General features: G+C 66.7%; 23 protein-coding genes. 9 read left to right on the forward strand and 14 right to left on the reverse strand.

Annotation, left to right across the window (positions count from 1 at the left end):
- The first annotated feature begins 121 nt into the window (after nt 1-121).
- Genes ACQR0W_RS23590 through ACQR0W_RS23600 form a run of 3 tightly spaced genes read left to right on the forward strand, consistent with a single transcriptional unit; the run spans nt 122 to nt 2,527 of the window.
- Nucleotides 122-1,717 (forward strand): sensor histidine kinase, encoded by a 1,596-nt coding sequence (locus ACQR0W_RS23590; RefSeq protein WP_315717627.1) that lies wholly within the window; start codon nt 122-124, stop codon nt 1,715-1,717.
- A 47-nt stretch (nt 1,718-1,764) separates the two neighbouring features.
- The gene (locus tag ACQR0W_RS23595) at nt 1,765-1,962 is read left to right on the forward strand and encodes a DUF1289 domain-containing protein (protein WP_315717626.1); all 198 of its coding nucleotides are present in this window, start codon (nt 1,765-1,767) and stop codon (nt 1,960-1,962) included.
- Nucleotides 1,963-1,990: 28 nt separating this feature from the next.
- On the forward strand, nt 1,991-2,527 hold the full coding sequence (locus tag ACQR0W_RS23600; RefSeq protein WP_315717625.1) for a TIGR02281 family clan AA aspartic protease: 537 nt from the start codon (nt 1,991-1,993) through the stop codon (nt 2,525-2,527).
- A gap of 78 nt (nt 2,528-2,605) precedes the next feature.
- Here ACQR0W_RS23600 and dusA read toward each other — a convergent pair whose 3' ends face one another.
- On the reverse strand, nt 2,606-3,625 hold the full coding sequence (gene dusA, locus ACQR0W_RS23605) for a tRNA dihydrouridine(20/20a) synthase DusA (protein WP_316187169.1): 1,020 nt from the start codon (nt 3,623-3,625) through the stop codon (nt 2,606-2,608).
- Nucleotides 3,626-3,998: 373 nt separating this feature from the next.
- Between dusA and ACQR0W_RS23610 the strand changes: the two genes are divergently transcribed.
- On the forward strand, nt 3,999-6,626 hold the full coding sequence (locus ACQR0W_RS23610) for a spermidine synthase (protein WP_316170893.1): 2,628 nt from the start codon (nt 3,999-4,001) through the stop codon (nt 6,624-6,626).
- A gap of 4 nt (nt 6,627-6,630) precedes the next feature.
- On the opposite strand, the gene ACQR0W_RS23615 is transcribed toward ACQR0W_RS23610, so the two are convergent.
- From ACQR0W_RS23615 to ACQR0W_RS23625, 3 genes are all read right to left on the reverse strand, one after another.
- Nucleotides 6,631-7,254, reverse strand: a complete 624-nt coding sequence (locus ACQR0W_RS23615) for a 2OG-Fe(II) oxygenase family protein (RefSeq protein ID WP_316187168.1) — start codon at nt 7,252-7,254, stop codon at nt 6,631-6,633.
- 93 nt (nt 7,255-7,347) lie between these two features.
- Nucleotides 7,348-7,677, reverse strand: coding sequence for a hypothetical protein (locus ACQR0W_RS23620; RefSeq protein WP_315717488.1), 330 nt, complete (start codon nt 7,675-7,677; stop codon nt 7,348-7,350).
- Between the two features lie 120 nt (nt 7,678-7,797).
- Nucleotides 7,798-9,822 carry a hypothetical protein gene (locus ACQR0W_RS23625; RefSeq protein ID WP_315827811.1) on the reverse strand — a complete coding sequence of 675 codons (2,025 nt, stop codon included), beginning with the start codon at nt 9,820-9,822 and terminating at the stop codon, nt 7,798-7,800.
- Nucleotides 9,823-10,103: 281 nt separating this feature from the next.
- Between ACQR0W_RS23625 and ACQR0W_RS23630 the strand changes: the two genes are divergently transcribed.
- From ACQR0W_RS23630 to ACQR0W_RS23650, 5 genes are read left to right on the forward strand one after another with little or no spacing between them, the layout of a single operon-like run.
- Nucleotides 10,104-10,988, forward strand: coding sequence for a peptidylprolyl isomerase (locus ACQR0W_RS23630; RefSeq protein ID WP_315717486.1), 885 nt, complete (start codon nt 10,104-10,106; stop codon nt 10,986-10,988).
- Complete coding sequence (locus tag ACQR0W_RS23635; protein WP_316170895.1) at nt 10,985-11,965, forward strand: HupE/UreJ family protein; 981 nt, start codon at nt 10,985-10,987, stop codon at nt 11,963-11,965. Before ACQR0W_RS23630 ends, ACQR0W_RS23635 begins: the two co-directional genes overlap by 4 nt.
- A gap of 17 nt (nt 11,966-11,982) precedes the next feature.
- Nucleotides 11,983-12,594, forward strand: coding sequence for a HupE/UreJ family protein (locus tag ACQR0W_RS23640; protein WP_316164902.1), 612 nt, complete (start codon nt 11,983-11,985; stop codon nt 12,592-12,594).
- Nucleotides 12,591-13,211, forward strand: coding sequence for a HupE/UreJ family protein (locus ACQR0W_RS23645; protein WP_316170896.1), 621 nt, complete (start codon nt 12,591-12,593; stop codon nt 13,209-13,211). Before ACQR0W_RS23640 ends, ACQR0W_RS23645 begins: the two co-directional genes overlap by 4 nt.
- A 46-nt stretch (nt 13,212-13,257) precedes the next feature.
- On the forward strand, nt 13,258-13,749 hold the full coding sequence (locus ACQR0W_RS23650; RefSeq protein WP_315717476.1) for a prepilin peptidase: 492 nt from the start codon (nt 13,258-13,260) through the stop codon (nt 13,747-13,749).
- An 18-nt stretch (nt 13,750-13,767) separates the two neighbouring features.
- Here ACQR0W_RS23650 and ACQR0W_RS23655 read toward each other — a convergent pair whose 3' ends face one another.
- Genes ACQR0W_RS23655 through ACQR0W_RS23700 form a run of 10 tightly spaced genes read right to left on the reverse strand, consistent with a single transcriptional unit; the run spans nt 13,768 to nt 21,916 of the window.
- Entirely contained in the window at nt 13,768-14,394 is a 627-nt protein-coding gene (locus ACQR0W_RS23655) for a hypothetical protein (RefSeq protein ID WP_434840834.1), read from the reverse strand.
- Entirely contained in the window at nt 14,394-14,957 is a 564-nt protein-coding gene (gspM, locus tag ACQR0W_RS23660) for a type II secretion system protein GspM (RefSeq protein ID WP_316193699.1), read from the reverse strand. Before gspM ends, ACQR0W_RS23655 begins: the two co-directional genes overlap by 1 nt.
- A complete protein-coding gene (locus tag ACQR0W_RS23665) occupies nt 14,954-16,030 on the reverse strand; it encodes a PilN domain-containing protein (protein WP_434840833.1) in 1,077 nt (358 codons plus the stop codon). Before ACQR0W_RS23665 ends, gspM begins: the two co-directional genes overlap by 4 nt.
- Entirely contained in the window at nt 16,027-16,971 is a 945-nt protein-coding gene (locus tag ACQR0W_RS23670; protein ID WP_434840832.1) for a general secretion pathway protein GspK, read from the reverse strand. Before ACQR0W_RS23670 ends, ACQR0W_RS23665 begins: the two co-directional genes overlap by 4 nt.
- Complete coding sequence (locus ACQR0W_RS23675; RefSeq protein WP_434840831.1) at nt 16,971-17,690, reverse strand: PulJ/GspJ family protein; 720 nt, start codon at nt 17,688-17,690, stop codon at nt 16,971-16,973. Before ACQR0W_RS23675 ends, ACQR0W_RS23670 begins: the two co-directional genes overlap by 1 nt.
- On the reverse strand, nt 17,690-18,088 hold the full coding sequence (locus ACQR0W_RS23680) for a PulJ/GspJ family protein (RefSeq protein ID WP_434840830.1): 399 nt from the start codon (nt 18,086-18,088) through the stop codon (nt 17,690-17,692). The genes ACQR0W_RS23675 and ACQR0W_RS23680 overlap by 1 nt, the downstream gene beginning before the upstream one ends.
- Nucleotides 18,081-18,545, reverse strand: a complete 465-nt coding sequence (locus tag ACQR0W_RS23685; RefSeq protein ID WP_315717469.1) for a prepilin-type N-terminal cleavage/methylation domain-containing protein — start codon at nt 18,543-18,545, stop codon at nt 18,081-18,083. Before ACQR0W_RS23685 ends, ACQR0W_RS23680 begins: the two co-directional genes overlap by 8 nt.
- A complete protein-coding gene (gene gspG, locus ACQR0W_RS23690; RefSeq protein ID WP_315827805.1) occupies nt 18,538-19,020 on the reverse strand; it encodes a type II secretion system major pseudopilin GspG in 483 nt (160 codons plus the stop codon). The genes ACQR0W_RS23685 and gspG overlap by 8 nt, the downstream gene beginning before the upstream one ends.
- A 20-nt stretch (nt 19,021-19,040) precedes the next feature.
- Nucleotides 19,041-20,252, reverse strand: coding sequence for a type II secretion system F family protein (locus ACQR0W_RS23695; protein ID WP_434840829.1), 1,212 nt, complete (start codon nt 20,250-20,252; stop codon nt 19,041-19,043).
- A gap of 8 nt (nt 20,253-20,260) precedes the next feature.
- A complete protein-coding gene (locus ACQR0W_RS23700) occupies nt 20,261-21,916 on the reverse strand; it encodes a GspE/PulE family protein (RefSeq protein WP_316170898.1) in 1,656 nt (551 codons plus the stop codon).
- Nucleotides 21,917-21,971 lie beyond the last annotated feature (55 nt).

The raw sequence follows: 21,971 nt of genomic DNA on the forward strand, positions 1-21,971 counted from the left end.
TAATTTAACGCGCGGTTAACGCAAATTTTTCGTTGTCTATAATCCGTCTTAAGGATTTGGGCCCAGTTATAGACAATGCAGAAAGCAGCCCGTACCTCGCGGGCAGGATTTGTGTTGTTTGATGAGTAAACCCGCTGAAAAGCCTGAGGTCGTCGAGCTTCCGGCAGATCCGCCGGCGCTTGCACCAGCAAGCCAGCGCCGGGCCGCGCAGCAGCGGGTGCGCGAGGCGCGCGACCGGTTAACGTCGACGTCGGGAACACGTCCGGCCTTCGATCGCGAGCTGCTGCGCCAATACGCACAGACCCGCATCTCCGCCTCCTACATCGTCGTGCTGCTGGTGGTCGCAACCGGCCTGATGCTCAGCGTCTGGCTGCATACGATCGCGGCTGGCGCATGGACGCTCGGCGTGCTCTGCATTCATGCCGCGATCGTGCGCAACTGCTCGAACTTCCTCGCCGACCAGCCGTCGCTGGCGGCGACGCGGCGCTGGCGCACGCGCTTCGTGCTGCTCGACTTGCTCTACGGCGTTTGCTGGATGGCGATCCTGATCCATCCGGCGCTCGCGGCGGTGTCGGGCACGCTGATGATGTTCCTGATGCTGCTGGTGATCGCGGTCTCGAGCATGCTCGCCGCCAACCTGCCCGTCGCCGCCGTCGCCGTCACCGCACCGATGACGGTCGCCATCACCCTCAGCCTCGCGCTGTCGGGCACGTTCGACAACTACCTGCTCGCCGGGTTCGCCGTCGCCGCCGAAGGCTACTTCGTGCTGCTCGCCCATCAGCTGCATGCGACGACGCTGGCCACGCTCGAAGCGCGCGCCGAGAAGGACGCCTTGATCGGCGAACTCGAGCAGGCCAAGGCGATCTCCGACGAGGCACGCTACCGCGCGGAGGCCGCCAACGTCGCCAAGTCGCGCTTCCTTGCGCAGATGAGCCATGAGCTGCGGACGCCGCTGAACGCCATCCTCGGCTTTTCCGAGGTGATGAAGAGCGAGATCTTCGGCGTCCATGCGGTGCCGGTCTACAAGGAATATTCGGCCGACATCCACAATTCGGGCGTTCACCTGCTCAACCTCATCAACGAGATCCTCGATCTCTCGCGCATCGAGGCCGGCCGCTACGAGCTGAACGAGGAAGCCGTGGCGCTGGTGCACGTGATCGCCGACTGCCACCATTTGCTGAAGCTGCGCGCAACGAGCCGCGGCATCACCATTCACGAGGTGTTCGAGCAGAAGATGCCGCGGCTGTGGGCCGACGAGCGCGCGATCCGCCAGGTCGTGCTCAACCTGCTCTCCAACGCCATCAAGTTCACGCCGCAGGGTGGCGACATCTGGCTGAAGGCTGGCTGGACGGCCTCGGGCGGACAATATCTCAGCGTCAAGGACACCGGCTCGGGCATCCCCGAGAACGAGATTCCGATCGTGCTCGCGTCGTTCGGCCAGGGCTCCAACTCGATCAAGTCGGCCGAACAGGGCGCGGGATTAGGCTTGCCCATCGCCAAGAATCTGATCGAGATGCATGGTGGCACGTTCACGCTGAAATCGAAGGTCCGCATCGGCACCGAGGTGATCGTCACCTTCCCGCCGGAGCGGGTGATGTCGGCGCTCGCTCCGCTGTCGGACGAGGCACCGCCATTGCAGCCGGAGCATGCGATCGCCCCCGCTCAGGAGAAGCGCCGGGTGCGCAAGCCGATCATGAATGCCGGAACGGGACTGTGAGATGATTGCACTTGCACGACAGTGTCAGAACCTTTCAAACTCGCGCCATGAGCCAGGATACGCCCTGCATCGCCGTCTGCATGATCGACCCCAAGACGAAACTCTGCTTCGGCTGCGGACGCACGCTGCCGGAGATCGCCCGCTGGGGCCGCATGTCGACCGACGAGCGGCTCGCGCTGATGGACGGGCTGCCGTCCCGCATGCACGACGCCGGTCTGCCCGCGCTGGCGCGTCGGCGCGACTGAGCGCCTCCGTGCCGACGGGAGGCGCGGCATGAACAAGGTCGTGCTCGTTTTCGTCACCATGGTGCTCACCGCGGGCGCCGTGATCGTCTACAAGGATCCCGAGCAGGCGGCGCTCGCGAGCGACACAGTGTCGGAGGTTCTGCGCAGCCGCGCGCTCAGGGCCAAGGCGAGTCCTCCGACCAACGCGGTCGAGATCGAGCGCACCAGAGGCGGCGAGTTCGCGTTGCGCGCCAAGATCAACGGCGTCACCGCGCCGATGGTGGTCGACACCGGCGCCACATCGGTGGTTCTGACCTACGAGACCGCCAAGGCCGCAGGCCTGCCGCTCGAACTGCTCGCCTACGACGTCGACGTCGAGACCGCTGGCGGCCACACCAAGGCGGCGCGATTGACCTTGGACCGGCTCGCGATCGGCAAACTGGTGGAACGCTCGGTTCCGGCGCTGGTGGTGCCGCACGGCCAGATGAAGACCAACTTGCTCGGCATGAGCTTCCTCGACCGGCTGGAGCGCTGGGAAGTGCGCTCCGACCGGCTGATGCTGCACGGCTTTCCCGATCGCAGCTGAGGGGCTGAGCCTCGTGGCAGCCTGCAATCCGGTCGCGCGACAGGCCGTTGTCGAACTGCCGCCGCTGGCCTGAGCCGCTCAGGCCAGCGCAGCAACCGCAGGGCGCTCCTCGACCATCGCGACCGCCTCGCGCAGCACCTCGATGCCGGCGCCCGGCTTGACGCCGCGCTCGGCGAGATGGCGGCGGAACGCGCGTGCGCCGGGCACCGCGTGATAGGCGCCGACGAGATGCCGCGTGATCGCGTGCAGCCGCGTGCCCTGCCCGAGCTGGCGCGCGATGTACGGCTCGAACGCCGCCAATGCGCCCTTCATGGTTCGATGCGGCGCGACGTCGCCGAACAGGACGGGATCGACATCGAGCAGCCGCCACGGCTCCTGATAGGCCGCTCGCCCGAGCATCACGCCATCGACATGCGCGAGATGACCTTGCGCAGCTTCGATGCTGCCGATGCCACCATTGATGATGACGGGCACGTGCGGCAGCCTCGCCTTCAGCCGGTACACCCTGTCGTAGTCGAGCGGCGGGACGTCACGGTTCTCCTTCGGCGACAAGCCGTCCAGCCACGCCTTGCGCGCGTGCACGATCAGCGCGTCTGCGCCGCTGTCGACGACCGCGTCCGCCAGCATATCGAGTGCGATTTCCGGATCCTGATCGTCGATGCCGATGCGGCACTTCACCGTGACGGGAATGCGAACGGCGTGCTTCATCGCGGCGACGCAGGCGCCGACGAGCGCAGGCTCGGCCATCAAACAGGCCCCGAAGCGGCCGTCCTTCACCCGGTCCGACGGGCAGCCGACATTGAGATTGATCTCATCGTAGCCGAACTCCTCGCCGATCTTGGCTGACGTCGCGAGATCGCCGGGATCGGAGCCGCCGAGCTGCAGCGCCACCGGATGCTCGCTTCGATCGAAGCCGAGCAGCCGCTGGCGGTCGCCATGTATCACGGCACCGGTCGTGACCATCTCGGTATAGAGCAGCGCCCGGCGCGACAGCAGCCGATGGAACACCCGGCAATGCCGGTCGGTCCAATCCATCATCGGCGCGACGGAGAAGCGCCAAGACGTTGATTCCACTGTTTTATTCGAGACATCAGCCATTGGAAGTGTACCAGAGCCACCCGATCACCGCGCATTTACACCGGTTTCCACCGATTTCGACCCGTTTTTCGTGCGCAGCACAACAATGTCGGATCGGAGAGGATCGATGGTTTACCGAATTCAACCACAACGTTCCGCAGATCGCGGCTGCGTCTGGTCATCGCTCCCTGACGGGTCTCATGCGATACAACCATCTGCGCCGAGCCGCGTGCTCCCACAGCTTCTGTCAAACCACCGTCACGAAACACGAACACAAGGAAACGATCTCGACCTTGGCGGCCCATGCAGCCGAGCTTGATCCAGCGCTCGGAGCAGTATCCCGCACGGCGCGCTGCATCCGAAGACCGATCACGGGAATTGCAGGTACCAGATCTTGACCGAGGCACGCCACGCAGACCCGCGCGACAATGATCTGGTCGCGGAGAAGCAAGGCGTCCGGTCTTCCGGCGTCGATCTCGTCGCCCGCCAGAGCATGGCTCGGCTGAGAACGCTGAAGCTGCTGATTGCAGCATCCGGCCTCGCCGGGCTGGGCTATGAGATCGTCTGGACGCGCCAGCTCGCCCTCGCCCTGGGCACGGAGATGATGGCCGTGCTCGGCGCCATCGCAGGATTTTTTGCCGGGCTGGCGGTGGGCGCCTTCATCCTCGATGGCCGGATCCGCCGCGCCGCCAATCCGCACCGGGTGTATGCCGTCCTCGAAACGGTCATCGGCCTGTGGGGGCTATGTGCGGTCTGGCTGCTTCCCGCGTGCGCGCGCGCCCTCGCGCCGCTTCTCGGCACGGCGCCTTCCCCCATCTTGTTGTGGAGCGCGAGCTTCCTGCTGCCGACGCTGATGCTGTTGCCGGCGACGGTGGCGATGGGCGGCACGCTGACCGCGCTGGAACGCATGATGTCCGCGGCGCATGGCACGCGGCCGGTCAGCGCCGGCGTCTATGGCGCGAACACCGCCGGCGCCGTCGCCGGCACGCTGCTGTCCACCTTCGTGCTGATCCCCGCGCTCGGATTGTCGGCGACGCTGCTTTGCCTGGCAGCCGTCAACGCAGCCTGCGCGCTCGCAGCGCTTCGCCTCGACCGAGCCCCAAAGGTCGACGCTCGCGCGCGCGACGATCGCAGGCGTGCTGTCGCCGGCCTCCGCCTGACAGGAACCCTGTTCGTCACCGGCCTGCTCGGCATCGTGTTCGAAGTGCTGGTCGTGCGCCTGGCCGCGCAGATGATGCAGGACACGGTCTATAGCTTCGCCTGTCTGTTGGCCGCCTACCTGCTGGGCACTGCGATGGGCGGCATGATCTGGCAGCGCGTGGGGCACACGGTTGCGCGCGGCAGAACCGCGTTGATCAGCGGCACCGCGCTCGTCTGCCTCGGCACGGCGCTCGTGACGCCCTTGCTGGGCGGCCTCGCTGACAGCGCTGCGAGCCTCGGCGTCGTCGGCGAGCTCGGCATTGCGCTGGCGCTGTTCCTGTTGCCTGCGATGGCGATGGGCGCCTTGTTCGGCCAGCTCATGCAGGATGTCCGCGACGTCAGAGGATCGGTCGGCTGGGCCGTCGGCATCAACAGCCTCGGCGCAGCCATTGCGCCGCTGGTCGCGGCACAGCTGCTGATTCCCGCTTTCGGCACTTGGAGAGCATTGGTCCTCGTTGCCGTCGGATATCTTCTGCTGCTGCAGCCCCGACGCGCTGCGCTGCGCTGGGCGGCGGCGCCCGCTCTGCTTGCACTCGCGCTGTTGTGGCTTCCCGCCCCGCTGCTCATCAGGGTCCCGCCGGGCGGCAAGCTTCTGGCCGTGCGCGAGGGACCGATGGCGACCGCGAGCGTCGTCGACGACGCCTCAGGAGCACGCTATCTCGAGGTGAACGGCCACTTCCGCATGGGCGGCACCAGTTCGGTCCGATCCGATTTCCGCCAGGCCATGCTGCCGCTGCTCTTGCATCCAGCGCCGCGCAAGGCCCTCTTCCTCGGTGTCGGCACCGGCGCGACCGTGCTCGGCGCAGCGCAGATGCCGGATCTCGACGTGCGCGCGGTCGAACTCTCTTCCGAAGTCGTCGCGCTGCTGCCCTGGTTCGACAACCCCGCGGCCGAGAAGGAAAGGCCGCCGATCTCCGTTGCCGATGCCCGGCGCTTCGTCATCGCCGATGACGGACGCTACGACGTGATCGTGGCCGACCTGTTCCACCCGGCGCTCGATGGCAGCGGCGCGCTGTACACGGTCGAACATTTCGCGGCCGTCAAGCGGCGACTGGCGGCCGAGGGCGTGTTCTGCCAGTGGCTGCCGCTCTATCAGCTCGATGCGCCGTCGCTGCGCGCGATCATCAGGAGCTTTCTCGCAGTCTTTCCACAAGGGTCCGCCTGGCTGAACCATTACAGCGTGCGCACGCCGATGCTGGCTCTGATCGGATCAGGCGCCCCGAGCCCGATCGCCCCCGAACTCGTCGCCGCACGGTTCTCCGACCGGAAGCTTGACCCGATCATTCAACCTCTCGGCTTCGATCAGCCGGTCGACCTTCTGGGCCAGTATGTCGCTGGCGCGAAAGCACTCGCGAGCTTCGCCGGTCCGGGACCGCGCAACACCGACGATTTCCCATTCGTCACGTTCGACGCGCGCAGCAACGTCCACGCTCTCTCGGCGGCCCCATGGCAATTGCTGCTGACGGTCCTGAGCCAGACAAAGACCGACGCGGCCGATTTGCTGGAAGACTCGAAACGCGGAATGTGGGAGCAACGACTCGGCGCCTATTGGCGGGCCCGCAACCAATTCATCCAGGTCGGCGCGGCGCTGACCGGCGAACCGCGCGGGCCGGCGCTCATCGCAGCCGCCGCGCCCGGTCTCCTCGATTCCATTCGCGCCAGCGCCGAGTTCGAGCCGGCCTATGCGCCGCTGATGAGCATGGCAAAAGCGCTGCTTGCATCGGATCGCGCGGCTGCTGAACGCCTGCTTCGGGCAATCGACTCCGCCGCGCCGTCGCGACGCGAAGCGCGCGACCTGCTGTCGCGCGAGTTCGAACGATAGAGCGTCAGGACGAGAAGCTGACGCGGTAGCCCCAGCAATCCAGATGATCAGGAATCGCGTTGAAAGCGATCGTGATACGTTGGTCGCCCTGATTGCGCGGCACCTCGTGGTAGAGATAGCTCGGGAACAGCACGAGATCGCCGGGCTCCGCCTCCGGCAGCACGTATTTGCCGGCATTGAACGGGCCGACCGCGGCGCTGCGCGTGTGATGGCGGAACGAGAAGTCGCTGCCGCCGGGCGGCCGCACGAACACGGTGCGGCTGCCGGGGTGAGACGGCGTCAGATAGAAGATGCCGGAGATGAAGCTGTTGGCGTGGGCGTGCAGGGTCTGGTTGCCGCCGGTCTCCAGCATGTTCGTCCACATCTCCTTGACCGTCCAGCGCAGCTTCTCGCCGAACAGCAGCTCGCCGAAATCGATCAGCTTGGGCACGGCGAGCTCGGCGATGGTCTGAAACAGATTATTGGCGCGGGGATCGGCGACCTCGGTGTGGAACAGTTGTCCGGACCGCAGGTTGTTCTCGATCTTCGAATGGCGGATGGCTGCCACCGCCGCGTCCTTGAGCTCGGCGCTCAAGAGCCCAGGCGAACGCAACAACGGTATCGGAAAAAGAGCTTCGATCTGGTCCATGTCTCAAGGCCTTGCACGCGCCGCAACGGGACCGACAATTTGCCGACTTGCATGACAGCCGGATGACGAGAGTGGAGACGCGGTGCGCGCCCGTCAGCGCGTCGGCATTTCGTCGGCACTGAGAATGTTGAGCCGCTCGCCGGGCCTCAGGCTGTGGGGCCGGTCGCGCACTTCCAGCACGGCCCTCTCGGCCTTCTCGACACAATCATCGAACTCGCCATTGCCGGCCTCGACCAGCGCCTGCTGAATGTCCCGCTCGGCGAAATAACGCGACACGTCGTCCGCCGGCAGGGTCGCCGCCTGTGCGCGGGCCTCCGCCACTGCGGCGTCGCAGACCTCCTGCGTCGGCTCCTCGTCATGCGCCGATGCGACTGCGATCGTGAGGACTAGAACGGCGAGACTCACGGCGGACAAACGCGACATCACCTCGACGAACCCCAGGGAAAAGCAGGTTTCAAAGACGAAGCGCCGGTTCGCAAACTGGCGCTCGGAGTGAGCAGGATCCGACGGGACGATATGTCCCGCCGGATTGGTGCCGATCAATCAGTCGCGGTTGAACGCCCAGCGACCCCAGTGGCCCCAGTGACCCCAGTGGTCCCAATCGTGCCAGTGGTGATGCTCGTGAGCCAGCTTGCGGGCCAGCTCCTGATTCTTTTCGACCAGCAGCTTGGGCGTGCTGTAGGTTCGGACGAAGATCGGGTTCGCGTAGAACCAGACGTTCGACCAGGCCTGCACGTCGTTGGTCACCTTCTTGACGCCGCCGACCGTGCCGAGGTGCGAGGGACATGCCGGATCTGTGCAACTGACGGTGGCGTTGTTGGCATCGAGCAGCGGATTGCCGGCGCTGTCGGACACGTTCGGAGTCGCCGGCGGGATGTTGGTGCCGCGGGCGCGGATGTAGAACGGTGTCTGGCCGGCGATGAAGGTGGTCGTGAAGCTGAGGCGGGTCGAACCGTCGCGCAGCTTGTGGCTCCGCATCTTGGTCGCCGGGATCTGCTTCGCGATCTTGGCCGACGTGTTGTAGACGATGGCCGCACCATCGACACCCTTGGCATTGGCCACCGCATAGCCAGGGGCGCCCGGCGCGATCGGACCGGTGATGTCGCCGGTAATCAGATCGACGTGGTCGAGATAGGGCTTGTTCAACGGCTGCTTGATGCCGACCGGCAGCAGCAGCGGGTTGTTGAAGCCGTACGGGCTGTTGTTGGAGGCCGGAACGGTCATCTCCATCTCGAGCGTGACCTTCTCGCCCGGGCGCACGACGAGCGTCTCGCCCATCGTCTTCCAGTCGTCGTCCCACTCACCCTTCGCACGGAACTCCATGTCGGAGCCGATGATGTCGGCGTTGACCGAGTAGGAATTACCCGAGCGCATGCCGTCGATGATCGACTGCTGGGAGAAGCGCCGCTCGTTCGGCACGTACAGCCTGGTGTACTCGCCGGGGATGAAGTCCGCCGTCGTGCCGGGATCGCGCGCGCCATAGACGCCGCGGCTGTGCCAGTCCGAACTCTGGAACAGGAAGAAGTTGCGGCCTTCGCCGAGCAGACCGTCCCACAGCCCGCCAACCTTGGCGGTGTAGACGCCCTGCATGCCGTAGGTGCCGCCGCCGACTGCGCCCGAGCCATAGGAGCCCGAGCCGCCGTTCACGCCGCCCTCGGCCATGTGACCCGGGGCTTCGATGCCGAACGCGACCGTCGGGCCGGCGTTGTTGAAGTCACGGAAGTGCTCGATGTTGTAGCCGGCCGAGCCGTTCGGATTGAACGGTCCCTGCCGCTCGGTATGGGTCGGCACAGCATAGGATTGCAGCGGGTGGTTCGCCTGCAGCCAGGCGATGCCGGCGACGGCCTTCTGGTGACCGGCCGTGCCGGAATTGTTGACATTGTCCTTGCCGGCCCAGACCGGGTTGTTGCTGGCATCGACCGGACCGATGGCGTCGGTGTCGGCGCGGTCGAAGCGATATTCGAACTCGGCCATCTTGTCGGCATTGCCGTAACCGCGCGGGTTCTGGCCGGCGATCACGGCGACGTCGCCATGCTCGTGACCGGGCAGGATCCACTCCAGGCCCTCGACCAGCACCTTGTTGTAGGTCGCGGTGCGATTGACGATGGTTGGGTACTCGATCTCTTTGATCGACTGCCAGCGCCACATCTTGGCGCCGGTATCGGTGCCGTTCGGCGTGCCCTTCAGACTGGTGATCGTAATGCCGTCGATGGTCTTCCCGAGCGTCTGGCTCCAATACGTCGTCGTGTTGTCGCCGGGGATGTTGGCGCTCGCATCGCTGAAGCGGCAATCGCGGTTGCCCGAACCGCCGTGGTTGCCGAGCGTGAACCAGTCGAGATCGAAATTGTTGCCGCCAGCCGCCGCGGTGCCCTTGCCGACCGAGCGGTCGATCGCATAGCCGGCAGCAACCGAACCGTCGGTGCAGGTGTTGTGGTTGTGCATGTCGCCCGCGACATACGGATTGTTCTTGGTCGTTTCCCCCCAACGCTCCCCAGCGTCGGCGCTCTGTGACAGGGCCAGCGAGACCGAGGCCGCTGTCAGCAGGATTGTCTTGGTAGATGGAACCATTATCGTCGCCCCTAAAGAATTCGATCGATCTCCAAACCGAGATGACAACGCGACCGATGCGCCGTCGTCATTCGCGGCGCGACCAAACCAAAACTCGGAGACAGTTTGTTGAAGGATTTATTTTTGCTGGCGTCTTCCCCACGAACATCGCGGTCGGCCGTCGTTGCGAAATTTTTGTGACACTGACGTTTGCCCGGTGACAACGGCAAGTGTGCCGTTGCATATACGCGCCGCGCAACGAGCGCGGTCCGAGTTGTAAAGAACGTATGTCAGCCCCTGCCATGTCGAATGCGGCGCAGACCTTCGAGAGCGCCTCTGCACGCTCCAATCAGCAAGATGGCAACAGCTCTTCCCCTGCGCGATCATCATCCGTGACCGCCCTGCGCGGGCTCAGCAGGGAGCCACTCCTGCACTTCCTCGTTCTCGGTGGCCTGATCTTCGCGGCCGATGCCATCATCCACCCGCCGGCGAAGGACGAGAAGGTCATCACCGTGACCAAGGCCCTGCGCCAGTCCTTCATCGACACGTTCGACGAGGACAAGCAGCGGACCCCGAGCGAGGCCGAGCTGCAGAAGATGGTCGAGGCCTGGGTCGCCAGCGAAATCCTCTATCGGGAAGGCAAGACGCTCGGCGTCGACCGCGGCGACGAGATGATCCGCGACCGTGTCGCGTTCAAGCTGCAATATCTGATCTTCGATCAGGTGCGCGTGCCACAGCCGAGCGAGGAGCAGTTGCGCGCCTGGTTCGCCGACAATCATGCCCGGTTCGACGAGCCCGAGCGTGTCAGCTTCTTCATGACGCCACCCAGCGACGAGGCGACGGCGCGGCGCTATCTGGACGACATTCGCGAGCAGCGCGAATCCGAGGAGCTGCGCGATCAGACGCGCGCGATTCTCGACCGACCGGTGCCGAGCCTGGCCGCCGGCTTCGGCGACGGCTTCAGCGACGGCCTGCTCAAGGCGCCCCTCCAGGAATGGACCCTGCTGCAGTCGAAGGACGGGTGGCACGTGGTTCGTCTCGACGCCCGGAAGCCGGGCGCTCCGGCGAAGCTCGAGGACATCCGCGCCGAGGCGGCCAAGATCTGGCACACCGAAGAGACACGGAAACGGGCCTGGGAGGCGGTGAGCCGGCTCAAGGCCAACTACACGATCAGGTACGAGCCGTGACCGGCGCGCGCGCCCTGATCGCCATCGTGCTCGCGCTCGCAGCGCTGCTGCCCGGGCGGCCGGCGGCTGCGCATCAGGCGACGATCGCCGTGCTCGAGTTTCGCGAGATGCGCCCCGGCGCGTATATCGGGCGATGGACGACCTTGCCGAAGGATGGCGTCAACCGCATCGATCTCAAGATGCCCCCGCATTGCTACCTGCGCCTGCCGGAGCTCAATTGCGGCGACAAGGGCCTCGTCGGGCAGATGACGATCGCCAATCTCGGCGAGGACATGTCGGCCGCCATCATCCGCGTGACGTCGCTCGCTGGAGAGACGCGCAGCTACACGATCTCTGCGGCCAATCCGGTCGTGACCGTGCTGGGCACCGATGCGCCGACGCTCGACACCTGGCTCGAGCTCGCCAAGACATACGTCAATCTCGGCATTGACCACATCCTGCTCGGCGCCGATCATCTGCTGTTCGTGCTCGGGCTGATCTGGATCGTCCAGGGCGGCTGGCGCCTGCTCAAGACGATCACGGCTTTCACGATCGGCCATAGCGCCTCGCTGGCCGCAACGGCGTTCGGATGGATCGGCGTCGCCGAAGGGCCGCTCAACGCCTGCATCGCGCTCAGCATCGTGTTTGTCGGCGTCGAGATCGTCAAACAGCAGCGCGGCGAGACCGGGCTGACCGCCCGCTACCCATGGGCTGTCGCTTTCAGCTTCGGTCTGGTGCACGGCATCGGCTTCGCCAGTGCGCTCGCAGGCATCGGGCTCGAACGACGGATCCTGCCTGCGGCATTGCTCTTCTTCAATGTCGGCGTCGAGATCGGACAGGTCCTGTTCGTGCTGCTGGTGCTGGCGCTGATCTGGGCACATCGCCGCCTCGGCGCGGCGCTGCCGCGCTGGGGCGCCGAGCTGCCGGCCTATGCAATCGGCTCGGTATCGATGTTCTGGTTCCTGGGCCGCCTGGTGCGGGTTCTGGCGGCCGCATGATGACGAATGGGACGAACATGATCGCGCGCAAACTCCTGCACGCCGTGTTGGGTGCGGCGCTGCTCTCGCTGCTGACAGCGAATCCGAGCCTTGCCCACGAGCAGACGGGCGTCGGCGGCGGGCTGGCCAGCGGCCTGCTGCATCCCTTGACGGGGCTGGATCATCTGGTCGCGATGGTTGCAGTCGGCATCTGGGGCGCGCAGCTCGGCGGCGCGGCGATCTGGATCCTGCCGGTCGTCTTCCCGCTGGTGATGGCGTTCGGGGCCGTCCTGGGAATCCTCAAGGTCGGATTGCCCGTCCCGGAGCTCATCATCGCGCTGTCGGCGCTGGTGCTCGGGCTCGCGGTCGCGATCCGCATCCGTGTCCCGTTTGCAGTTGCGGCCATCATCGTTGCGATCTTCGCCATCTTTCACGGCCACGCGCACGGCGTCGAGCTTCCGACGGCGGCAAATCCCCTGGCCTATGGCTGCGGCTTCGTGGTCGCGACCGGTCTTCTCCACGCCTGCGGCATCACCATCGGCGCGCTCGCGCGCTGGCCCGGCGGCGAGCGCATCATCCAAGGCGTCGGAGCAGCCATCGCCGCGCTCGGCGGCTACTTCCTGGTCGCGAGCCTCGGAGTCGCGGCATGAGCACGTACCGCCGGACCGCCCTGCTCGCATCGGCGCTGCTGCTGACGCAAGCGCAGCTCGCCGATGCCCATATCGTGTCGGCCCGGCTCGGCGACTTCTACGCCGGCGCCCTGCACCCGCTGCTCGCGCTGCAGGACGTCGTGGTCTGGGTCGCCCTCGGGTTGCTGGCCGGCTCGCTCGGTACGGCGAGCGGACGCTGGCTCGTCGTGGTGTTCCCGCTCGGCTTGTGCACGGGGCTTGCACTCGCCGCCGGCTCTGGCGCAACGGCGGTGTCTCCACTCGGCGATGCCGCGACCATTCTGATTCTCGGGCTGCTGCTGGCGGCGGCCTTGCGCATTCCCGTGGTCCTGCTGAGCGTGATTGCATTCGTGCTCGGCGTGATGCGCGGCGCCGCCAATGCCGGCGAGCTCGTGCCGCAGACCGACCGCCTCCTCTACGCCGCCGGTCTCGCCAGTGTGGGCTACGTCACCATCACCCTCGTGATGGCGCTGGCGGTCACCTTCAGGCGTCCCGAGACCGAGCCGGTATCGAGCTGGCGCGGGATCGCGGTGCGCGCAGTCGGTGGCTGGGTCGCCGCAATCGGCCTGATGATGGCGGGACTATCGCTCGCAGCCTGAGCTGGCCTATGCTCGGGCGATCCGACCCCGCGAATTCCAGGGCTGCGTGACCGACGCCATCAACATCGTTACGATCGTCGTGCTGCTCCTGACCTGCGCCGGACTGATCTGGACAGATCTGCGCAGCGGGCTGCTGCCGGACTGGATGAATGCACTGGTCGCCGCCAGCGGCTTCGCAAGACTGGCGACGCTTGTCGATCTCCCCGAGGCACTGTGGAATTGCGCCGCAGCCCTCGCCCTCGGCTCGGCGCTGCTGCTGCTGCGGCTGCTCTACGCAATGGCCCGCGGCCGCCAAGGATTGGGCCTCGGCGACGTCAAGTTTCTGATGGCTGCGACGCTTTGGGCCGGCCTGCCAAATATGCCGATCCTGCTGCTCATCGCCGCGACGACGGCACTCGCCGCAGCGCTCGTCCTCTTCATCATGGGCCGCCGGCTGACAGGCCAAACGGCGCTGCCGTTCGGCCCGTTCCTCGTCCTCGGCCTGCTTGCCGTACTCGCTCTGCAGGCCACCGGGAGCGAATTGCTCGTGACCTTCTGAATGCGGTAAGCCGTGACCTCAACGCGCCCGCCGCGCCATCCGCTCGCGTCCGCCCGGCGGCGCAGGCGGGGTCATCGGTCCCGCCTGCACGTCGCCGCTGCCGGCTGTGCCGAGCTGCGGCATTTGCAGAGTGACGGTCTCCGGCGCCTTCAGCAGCGAGGCCTCACGCGGTCGCAGCGACTGCAGCACCCATCCCTCATGCGAGGCGCCGACCCGCAAGCGCAGCGATGCCTGCGACGACGCATCGACGAAGATGCCGAAGCTCTCCTCGTCGCCGATGACCGTGCCGACGAGCTGCAGGTTTGGTCGTTCCGGCTCTTGCGGCGGAGGCGGCGGCGCTCGCATGACCATGACGGGTGCGGCAACTGGTGGCGGCCGGCGCGAGGCCGAGAAGATCGGACGGTCGCGCGTCGCCGAGAGAGCGCTGATCGGAACATCCCACAGCGGGTTGGCACTCCTGCGCCCCGGGACTTGCGCGCTGGGCGCCTCGGAAACGGCCGGCGGGTCGGAGGCGCCGGGCGCGGCCTGCACGGGCGCAGCGGGCTCGAGACCATCCGCCGTCTCACCCCAGGCACGGCCGAGCGAAGCTGCAAGCACGCATACGGTCGCAACGGTGACGAGACCTGAACCGACGAACGATCGCATCACATCTTTCCCTGCCATTGGCCCGACACGGTGACCAGCACCGTCAGCCGCCCCACACCGCCGGCCGCGGCCGCCAGCGGTTGCTGCACGTGCAGCTGATCGACGAAGAGAAACGGCAATCCCGCTTCGAGATCATAGAGCAACTGCTGCAGCGCCGGCTGTTCGAGCTCGCAGCTGGCGACGACGCTGATCAGGTTCTCGTTGCCGCGCGCCGCCGGTAGCTCGACCTGGGTCGACAGCACGCTGCCGCCGGCCTTGCTGATCGCCTCCGTGAGGCGCTGCACCAGCGCCGCGCCCGCGATGGTGACCGTTCGTCCCTCGACGAACACCGATCCGCCCGGAGCCGTCGCGCTGTCCGAGGAGGAACTGCTGGCCGGCCGTTTGCGTCCCGAAAACTGCGCCAGTTGCGCGTTGGTGTCATTGAGCTGGTCGCGCTTGGCGACGAGATCGGCGACCGCTGCAGCACCAAGCCAGAGCAGTGCGACGATGGTCGCCGCATAGAGGATCGCAGAAGCGGCCGGCGAGTTCACGAAGATCCGGCGCAGCGATGTCGACCAGTTCATGCCCGGTCCCCGAAATAGGCGTTGATGCGCGCCTCGATATGGAAACGCTCGCCCGCTTCCCCGGCGGTGCGCGTCGTCGGCGCATAGAAGGTGGCGCGGCTGAACTGCGGCGACTGCTCGATCAGCCGGATCAGCGCGGGGGCGTCCTGGGTCAGGCCGGAGATCTGCAGCCGATCGTTCTCGACATGCATCTCGACGACATACGTCCCGTCGGGCAGAATCTTCGACAGCGTGTCGAGCACGATGACGCTGGCGGGACTGGTCTGCTTGCGCTTGGCGAGCAGCCCGTCGGCGGCGGTGGCGCCCATCGCGGGCCGCAGCGCCGCGCGCAGCCGCGTGACCTGCGCCTGCGCATCTTCGAGCTCGCCATCGAGATATCCGCCGATCAATGTTGTCGCGATCAGCAGCACGGCCGTGGTCGCAGCAACCGACAGCCAGCCGAGCTTGAGCACGCGCCCGAGATCGCGCCCGCCGGCAAGCGACGAGCGCAGCGACGTCTTGAAGATCTGGATCTGGCCGCCATCGGCTGAGTCGACATCGGCGGTGATGACGAGCCTGGCGGCGCCGACCTGATCGGCCAAGGCAAGCAAGGGCTGGACCAGAGCACGCGGCGTCGCCGCGAGCGTCAGCGCGATCCGATCCCCGGCTGCGCGCGGGGCGCTGCAACCGTAGAGGACCTGATCGAGATTCCACGGCGTCAACCTGCCGATCTGAGTCCGGATCATGCCATCGAGAAACGGCTCGGCCTGCCTCGGAAAGTCGAGCGGGCGGACCAGGACGCTCTCGGCGGCCAGATGGATTTCCAGCGCGGCGCCGCGCAACGTTCGCAGCCACTCCGGCGAGAGCCCGGCCTGCGCAGCGCCGGCCGCCGGATTCACCCTTGCCGGGGCCGGCATCGGCTTCACCTTCGCCTTCGGTTGCGCCTGAATCGTCAAGACGACGCTTTCTGTTCGGTCATGGCGGACCAGGACCTGCGGACGTCTGAGCTGCCGATCGGCCACGGCTTCGATCGCTGTCGCGACGCTGGCCGTCCATGCCGTCAGTCCGCGCTCGATCGCTTCGGTCAGCTTCATGGCATCCTCCGCGCCTGAAGCGCTCCCCTCGGTTGCGGCCCCTCGTCTTGGCGCGCCAGCAACCGATACGGCTCCTCGCCTTCGCCGGGAACGATCACCGCCGTCGCCGCATGACGAAGCCCGCCCGCCGGACCGACGAGGATGCGCAGCCGATAGGCCTTGCTCTTGCCCTTGGCAGCATCCTTCGCAACAGGACCGAGCGTCTTGGCCAGCGTATCGGCATCCTGTGACAGCGACGCCCTTGCGTTGAGGAAATCCTTCAAGATCAGCGGCGTCATTCCCGGCAATGCTGTAACGACCTCCGGTGCAGCGATCGTCGGATCGATTCCGGGAGAGCCGTTGAAGACGGTCACCAACGGAAGGGCCCGATCGACGAGCGATGCGGGAATGCCGAGGACGAGCGACAGCTCGCCGACATGCGCGAACGGCGCCATGCGCGGGACACGCTTGAGACCGGCCGCCGCATAGCGCGCCTCCTCCGCCTGGGCCTTGGCTGCATCGGATGGCTTGGAGCGCCACGCGACCACCCGCTCAGCATGATCCTTGGCGGCATCCCGGTCGACGCCCAGCGTGACGAAGAGGTTTTCGAGCATGTCCTTCGACGCCGTGTTGAGATCGATCCGCGCCGCTTCGTTGACGAACGAGACAGCAATGTCGTTGCCTGCAAGGGCCAGGCGGAAACCGCCCTGCCGCGGCCGCTCCTCATCCTTGGACAGCAGCAGACGATAGGCCGACAGTTCGATGGCCGCCGAGATCAGCGCATCGGCCTCGACCGCCTCGTCTTCGAGTCGCAGCAACCGCGCCGAGCTGCCCAGCTGCTGCGAGACGACCACGACGAGGGCCGCCAGCGCCGCGAGCATCCACAGCGCCGCGATCAGGATGAAGCCATCCTGCGCGCCGCGCCGGTCGGCAGAGCCATTGCTGAAGAAGCGAACGGGCATCAGTCGACCGGCTCGCTCTTGTTCGGTTGGGCCGGCTCGGCCACGGCTGGCTGGTTCGCGGTGCCGCCCGCTCCCGTATCGGCAAAACCGCCCCCCGGCGCATCGACCTGAATACGGACTGCGCTGACGAGTACGGCCGCGCCGCCACGGCTGTCGTCGTAGATCGTCATGCGGACGGCGGACGGCAGCTTGGTCGCATCGCGCCATTCCGTCGTCCAGGCCATCGTCCTGTCGGCATAGGCGAACGACATCCGGAACGGCGCCGACAGCAGCACCACGGGATCGACGAATTTGAAATGCTCGGCCACGGGCTGGCCGACCGACACGGGCTCGAACGCGGCACGCGAGCGCCGCAGAGCGCGCTCGCCCCTGCCCCCTTCCTCGCCGATGCGCACGATATCGAGGCCATGTCCCGCATTCGGACCAAACTCGGCGCGCACGAACACCGCCGAGACCTCGTCGCCCACGAACAACGGTCCCTTCTGCTCGCGATTGGCCGAAACAAACTGCGCGGCAGCGAAATCATCGCCGACCCGCCGCAGCGCGGCGGCCACCATCTCGGCGCGCTGCACGCGATCCAATCCGCGCTTCCATGCCGGCAGCCATTGCGACGTCACCGCAGCCAGCGCCGACAACACGATTCCGGCAATCGCGAGCGCGCCCAGCGCCTCGATCAGCGCAAAGCCCTGCTGTTTCGGTCGATCGGGTGGGACGCGCATCAGCGCGCTCCTCGCGCGAGGCGAACCGTCTGCACATCGGCGACGGCGCCCGAGCCGGTCTTCACACGCAAGGTCACTGCCTCCGGAATCCACTCGGTCTGCCCGGCCGGCTCATTCCAATCACCACCGAGCGGCCTGACCTGCAGCACCACCGCCCCGGAGCCGGAGCGCTGATCGATCCTGCCCGGCTGCAGCCGGCCGCGATCGGCCAGCATCGTTGCCAATGCCAGCCTCATGTCGGTGACCAGGGTGACATGCTGTTCGAGCTTGCGAACACTGGCCGCGTTGCGCGACACCACGGCGCCGATGGCGATGATCGACACGCTGACGATGGCAAGCGCGACGAGCACCTCGATCAGCGTGAAGCCTGCGTCACTCCGGTCGCCTATATCAACCATTGGCAAGCGCGCGCGAGACAATGTCGATCCTCCCCGTCAGCCAGTTCACCCTGATCTCCAGGCTCAGATCGGCGCGCGACAGGGTGATCGCGCCGCCGCAGGACAGGCCGTCAGGAAAGAAGCTGATCGTCGCCAGCACCGGCCGATGCTGGCAGCTGCGCGGCAACGTCGCCAGGAACGCGACGTCGTCGGGCAGCTTCAACGCAGCCGCGCCGCTGCCGGAGCGGATCAAGCGGCGCGACGTGTCGATCTCAGTGTCGACGCGCGTACCCGTCCGCATCGATGAGGCACGATCCGACTTCAACAGCGTCGCCGCCTGCAGCGCATAGGCCTGCAGCCGCGGTCGCGACGTCTGCCGCGGCAGATAAGGCAGCGCGACCGACGCCAGCAGCGCGACGATCGCGAGCACGCAGACCATCTCGAGCAGCGTGAAACCGCGCTGGCCGTCGTCACTCACTGCGCGCGCTCGTCTGCGTCGGCGTTCCCAGGACGATGTCCGCCGCCGTTCCGCTGCCGCCCTCCTGGCCATCGGCACCGTAGGACAGGATGTCATACGGGCCGTGGTCGCCCGGCGCGCGGTAGACATAGGCCGTATTCCACGGATCCTTCGGCACGGCACCGCCCTTGAGATAGGGGCCGTTCCAGGCGCTCAATCCGGCCGGCCGTTGCGCCAGCGCCGCGAGACCTTCCGAGGTCGAGGGGTAGCGGCCGGCATCGAGATAGAACAGATCGAGCGCCGCCGAGAAGCTCTGCAGTTGGATCCGCGCCGCCTTGGTCTTGGATTCGCTGAGATAGTTCAGAACGCGCGGACCGATCAGCCCCATGATCAGTCCGATGATCGTGATCACGACCAGCATCTCGACCAGCGTGAAGCCGCGCTCCTGTTCGCGCCCGGCCCTCGTGGCCGGCTCGATCTGCGTATCTGATCTCATGTCGTTCTCCTTGATGTCGGTCAGCCGACCAGTTGCGTCACCGAAAGCAGGGCCGTCATGATCGAGACGATCAGGCCCCCGACGACCACGCTGATCAGCAGAATGGCGGCGGGACCGACGATGCCGACGACACGGTCGAGTCCCCGCTGCAGCTTGGCTTCGTAGAATTCGGCGATCCGAGTCGACAGCGTCGGCAACTGGCCGGTCTCCTCGCCGAGCCGCAGCATGCGCAGCGCCATCGGCGGCAGCATGTTGTCGGCCGACAGCGCCTGGGACAGCTTGCCACCGTGACGGACGCGATCCGCCGCCGCCGACCATGGCGCGCGCGACGACGTCACCGCCATCACGTCGACAAGGATGCGCAGGGCAGCGCTCAGATTGACGCCGCAGCCGAGCAGCAGGCCGAGATTGCGACAGAACAGGCTGGTCCGATAGAACAGCAGGAGGCCGCCGATGCCGGGCGTCACCGCCAGCACACTGGTCAGGCCGGCGCGAACCGCGGGCTGACGCAACAGCCACCAGCCTGCCGCAAGCAGCGCCGCACAGCCGAACGTGATCGCAACTGCATTGGCGCGCAGCAGATCCGACATCGTCATGAAGAAGCCGAGCGCGGTATCGGCACGGCCGCCGAAGTCGCGCAGCACGGCGGAGAAGTTCGGCAGCACGGCCACGAGAAAGAACAGCATCACGCCGATCGCCGCGAGGAAGACGAAGGCGGGATATTGCATCGCGTCGGTCAGTTTGCGTCGCGTCGCCTCGGAACGCTCGCGTTCGCCGGCCAGCGCAGTCAGCACGTGGTCGAGCGTTCCCGACGCTTCGCCGACGCGCATCAGCGCGACATACATCGGCGAGAACAGCCGCGGCTGGGCAGCCGCCGCGTCGGCGAAGCTTTCGCCGGCCATGATCGCCGCGCGCAGCCGCGCCACCACGGGACGGAGGCGGCCGATGTCGGAATCGCCGGACAACAGATCGAGCGCGTCGTCGAGCCGCGCGCCGGCCTTGAGCAGCAGGGCCAGGTCACGCGTGAACGTGGTCACTTCAGCCGCGGACAGGGCGCCGAACGAGAGCCCGGACGCAGCCCCCGTCCGCTCCTTCTTCTCCTCCACGGTTTCGATCGGCAGCAGTTGCAGATACGAGATGCGCCGTTCGACCTCGCTGCGCGACGGCGCGACGAGAGATCCCACGACGATTTCACCGGACTGCGTCAACGCGCGATAGCGATAGCTCGGCACGATCCACCTCACCGCGCCACGAGGACACGAAGCAGCTCGGAGGCCGACGTGACACCCGCACGGCACTTGGCGACACCGTCATCGAGCATAGTCGTCATGCCTTCCCGGATCGCCAGCCGATCGATCGCGAGGCCGTCGGCACGATCCGCGATCAGCTCGCGCAGACCGCTGCTCAGCTCGAGCAGTTCGAACACACCAACCCGGCCTCGATAGCCGCTCTGGCCGCATCGCTCGCATCCCCTAGGGTGCCAGGTGATGTCGCCGGGGACGAGGCCAAGATGACCGAGGCGTGGGTCCTGGCGACAGGTGTCCTCATCGAGCGGCTTCGGCGTCTTGCAGTGATCGCAGAGCTGGCGCACCAACCGCTGCGCGATCACCGCGCGCAGGGTCGACCGCAACAAGAAGCCTTCGACGCCGAGGTCGAGCAGGCGCGGCACCGCCGCCGCGGCGGTTTCCGTGTGCAGCGTCGTCAGCACCAGATGGCCGGTCAGCGCAGCATGGACGGCGACATGCGCCGTCTCGCTGTCTCTGATTTCGCCGACCATGATGACGTCGGGATCCTGACGCACGAAGGAGCGCAGCGCGCTCGCAAATGTCAGCCCGATCGCCGGCTTGATCTGAGACTGATTGATGCCGGGGATCTCATATTCCACCGGATCCTCGACAGTGAGGATCTTGCGCTCCGGCGTGTTGAGCATGGACAGGATCGTCGCCAAGGTCGTGGTCTTGCCGCTGCCGGTGGGCCCCGTGATCACGATCATGCCGTGCGGCAGCGTGATCAGGCGCCGGAGTGCAGCGTCGTCGCGGGTCGCGAGGCCGAGGCGGCTCGCAACCAGCTGGGAGCGATCCTTCGGCAGGATGCGCAGCACCGCCGATTCCCCGTGCTGGGTCGGCATGACCGCGACGCGGACGTCGATTTCGGCCCGGCCGGCGCGAATGCGCGCCGCGCCGTCCTGCGGCAGGCGCCGCTCGGCGATGTTCAGACCGGCGACGATCTTGATGCGCGAGATCACTGCCTGCGGCAGCACGCCGGCCGGCGCCGCGATCGGACGCAACAGGCCGTCGACACGCAGCCTGACCACGAGGCCGGTCGAGAACGGCTCGATGTGGATGTCGCTGGCGCGCATCTCCACCGCCTTCTCGATCAGATCGTTCACCGCGCGGACGACCGGCGCGCCGCTGGCGAGATCGCGCAGACTTTCGATGTCGTCGTCACGGATCTCCTGTGCCGGCGAGATCTCGGCGTCGTCGGAATCGCCAAGCCGCTGGTCGAGGACGACGGCGATATCCTCATGCGAGGCGACCTTGAAGAGAGTCTGCGGGCCGAGCACCAGTTCGGCGGCCCGCCGCACCGCCTGATCGGTCGGATCGACCATCGCGAACACGGCGGCGCCGTCAGAATCTTTGTATGGATAGCCGAGCACCTCGCGGAGGAAGCGGTCGGAGAACTCGCTCACCGCGGGCAGTGCCGCCATCAGTTCGCGCAGCGCGACGCGCTCCAGTCCGGTGAAGCCGGCGACCTCCTCCGCGAAAACGTCAGCGGTCAGGCCGAACCTGTCCCAGAGCGCGATCTGCGTTTCGCCCGCAGCTCCGCCTTCGCCCGCCGCCTGGGGATGGCGCTCGCGAAGATAGGCATGAAATTGGGTCGACAGTGTACCGCTCATGGCGTGATCCGGATGGTCCCGTGCCGGGTCCAACGTCTCGGCACGCCGCTACTGG

The sequence above is a fragment of the Bradyrhizobium sp. HKCCYLRH1034 genome (assembly GCF_051168375.1).
GTDB lineage: Bacteria > Pseudomonadota > Alphaproteobacteria > Rhizobiales > Xanthobacteraceae > Bradyrhizobium.

Coding starts and splice junctions, on each gene's coding strand:
- ACQR0W_RS23625 (WP_315827811.1), bottom strand. CDS start 9,822: ATGGTTCCATCTACCAAGACAATCCTGCTGACAGCGGCCTCGGTCTCG.
- gspG (WP_315827805.1), bottom strand. CDS start 19,020: ATGAGATCAGATACGCAGATCGAGCCGGCCACGAGGGCCGGGCGCGAA.
- ACQR0W_RS23675 (WP_434840831.1), bottom strand. CDS start 17,690: ATGCGCGTCCCACCCGATCGACCGAAACAGCAGGGCTTTGCGCTGATC.
- ACQR0W_RS23595 (WP_315717626.1), top strand. CDS start 1,765: ATGAGCCAGGATACGCCCTGCATCGCCGTCTGCATGATCGACCCCAAG.
- ACQR0W_RS23620 (WP_315717488.1), bottom strand. CDS start 7,677: ATGTCGCGTTTGTCCGCCGTGAGTCTCGCCGTTCTAGTCCTCACGATC.
- ACQR0W_RS23655 (WP_434840834.1), bottom strand. CDS start 14,394: ATGCGATCGTTCGTCGGTTCAGGTCTCGTCACCGTTGCGACCGTATGC.
- ACQR0W_RS23680 (WP_434840830.1), bottom strand. CDS start 18,088: ATGGTTGATATAGGCGACCGGAGTGACGCAGGCTTCACGCTGATCGAG.
- ACQR0W_RS23590 (WP_315717627.1), top strand. CDS start 122: ATGAGTAAACCCGCTGAAAAGCCTGAGGTCGTCGAGCTTCCGGCAGAT.
- ACQR0W_RS23640 (WP_316164902.1), top strand. CDS start 11,983: ATGATCGCGCGCAAACTCCTGCACGCCGTGTTGGGTGCGGCGCTGCTC.
- ACQR0W_RS23700 (WP_316170898.1), bottom strand. CDS start 21,916: ATGAGCGGTACACTGTCGACCCAATTTCATGCCTATCTTCGCGAGCGC.
- dusA (WP_316187169.1), bottom strand. CDS start 3,625: ATGGCTGATGTCTCGAATAAAACAGTGGAATCAACGTCTTGGCGCTTC.
- ACQR0W_RS23615 (WP_316187168.1), bottom strand. CDS start 7,254: ATGGACCAGATCGAAGCTCTTTTTCCGATACCGTTGTTGCGTTCGCCT.
- ACQR0W_RS23645 (WP_316170896.1), top strand. CDS start 12,591: ATGAGCACGTACCGCCGGACCGCCCTGCTCGCATCGGCGCTGCTGCTG.
- ACQR0W_RS23600 (WP_315717625.1), top strand. CDS start 1,991: ATGAACAAGGTCGTGCTCGTTTTCGTCACCATGGTGCTCACCGCGGGC.
- ACQR0W_RS23665 (WP_434840833.1), bottom strand. CDS start 16,030: ATGAAGCTGACCGAAGCGATCGAGCGCGGACTGACGGCATGGACGGCC.
- ACQR0W_RS23670 (WP_434840832.1), bottom strand. CDS start 16,971: ATGCCCGTTCGCTTCTTCAGCAATGGCTCTGCCGACCGGCGCGGCGCG.
- gspM (WP_316193699.1), bottom strand. CDS start 14,957: ATGAACTGGTCGACATCGCTGCGCCGGATCTTCGTGAACTCGCCGGCC.
- ACQR0W_RS23630 (WP_315717486.1), top strand. CDS start 10,104: ATGTCGAATGCGGCGCAGACCTTCGAGAGCGCCTCTGCACGCTCCAAT.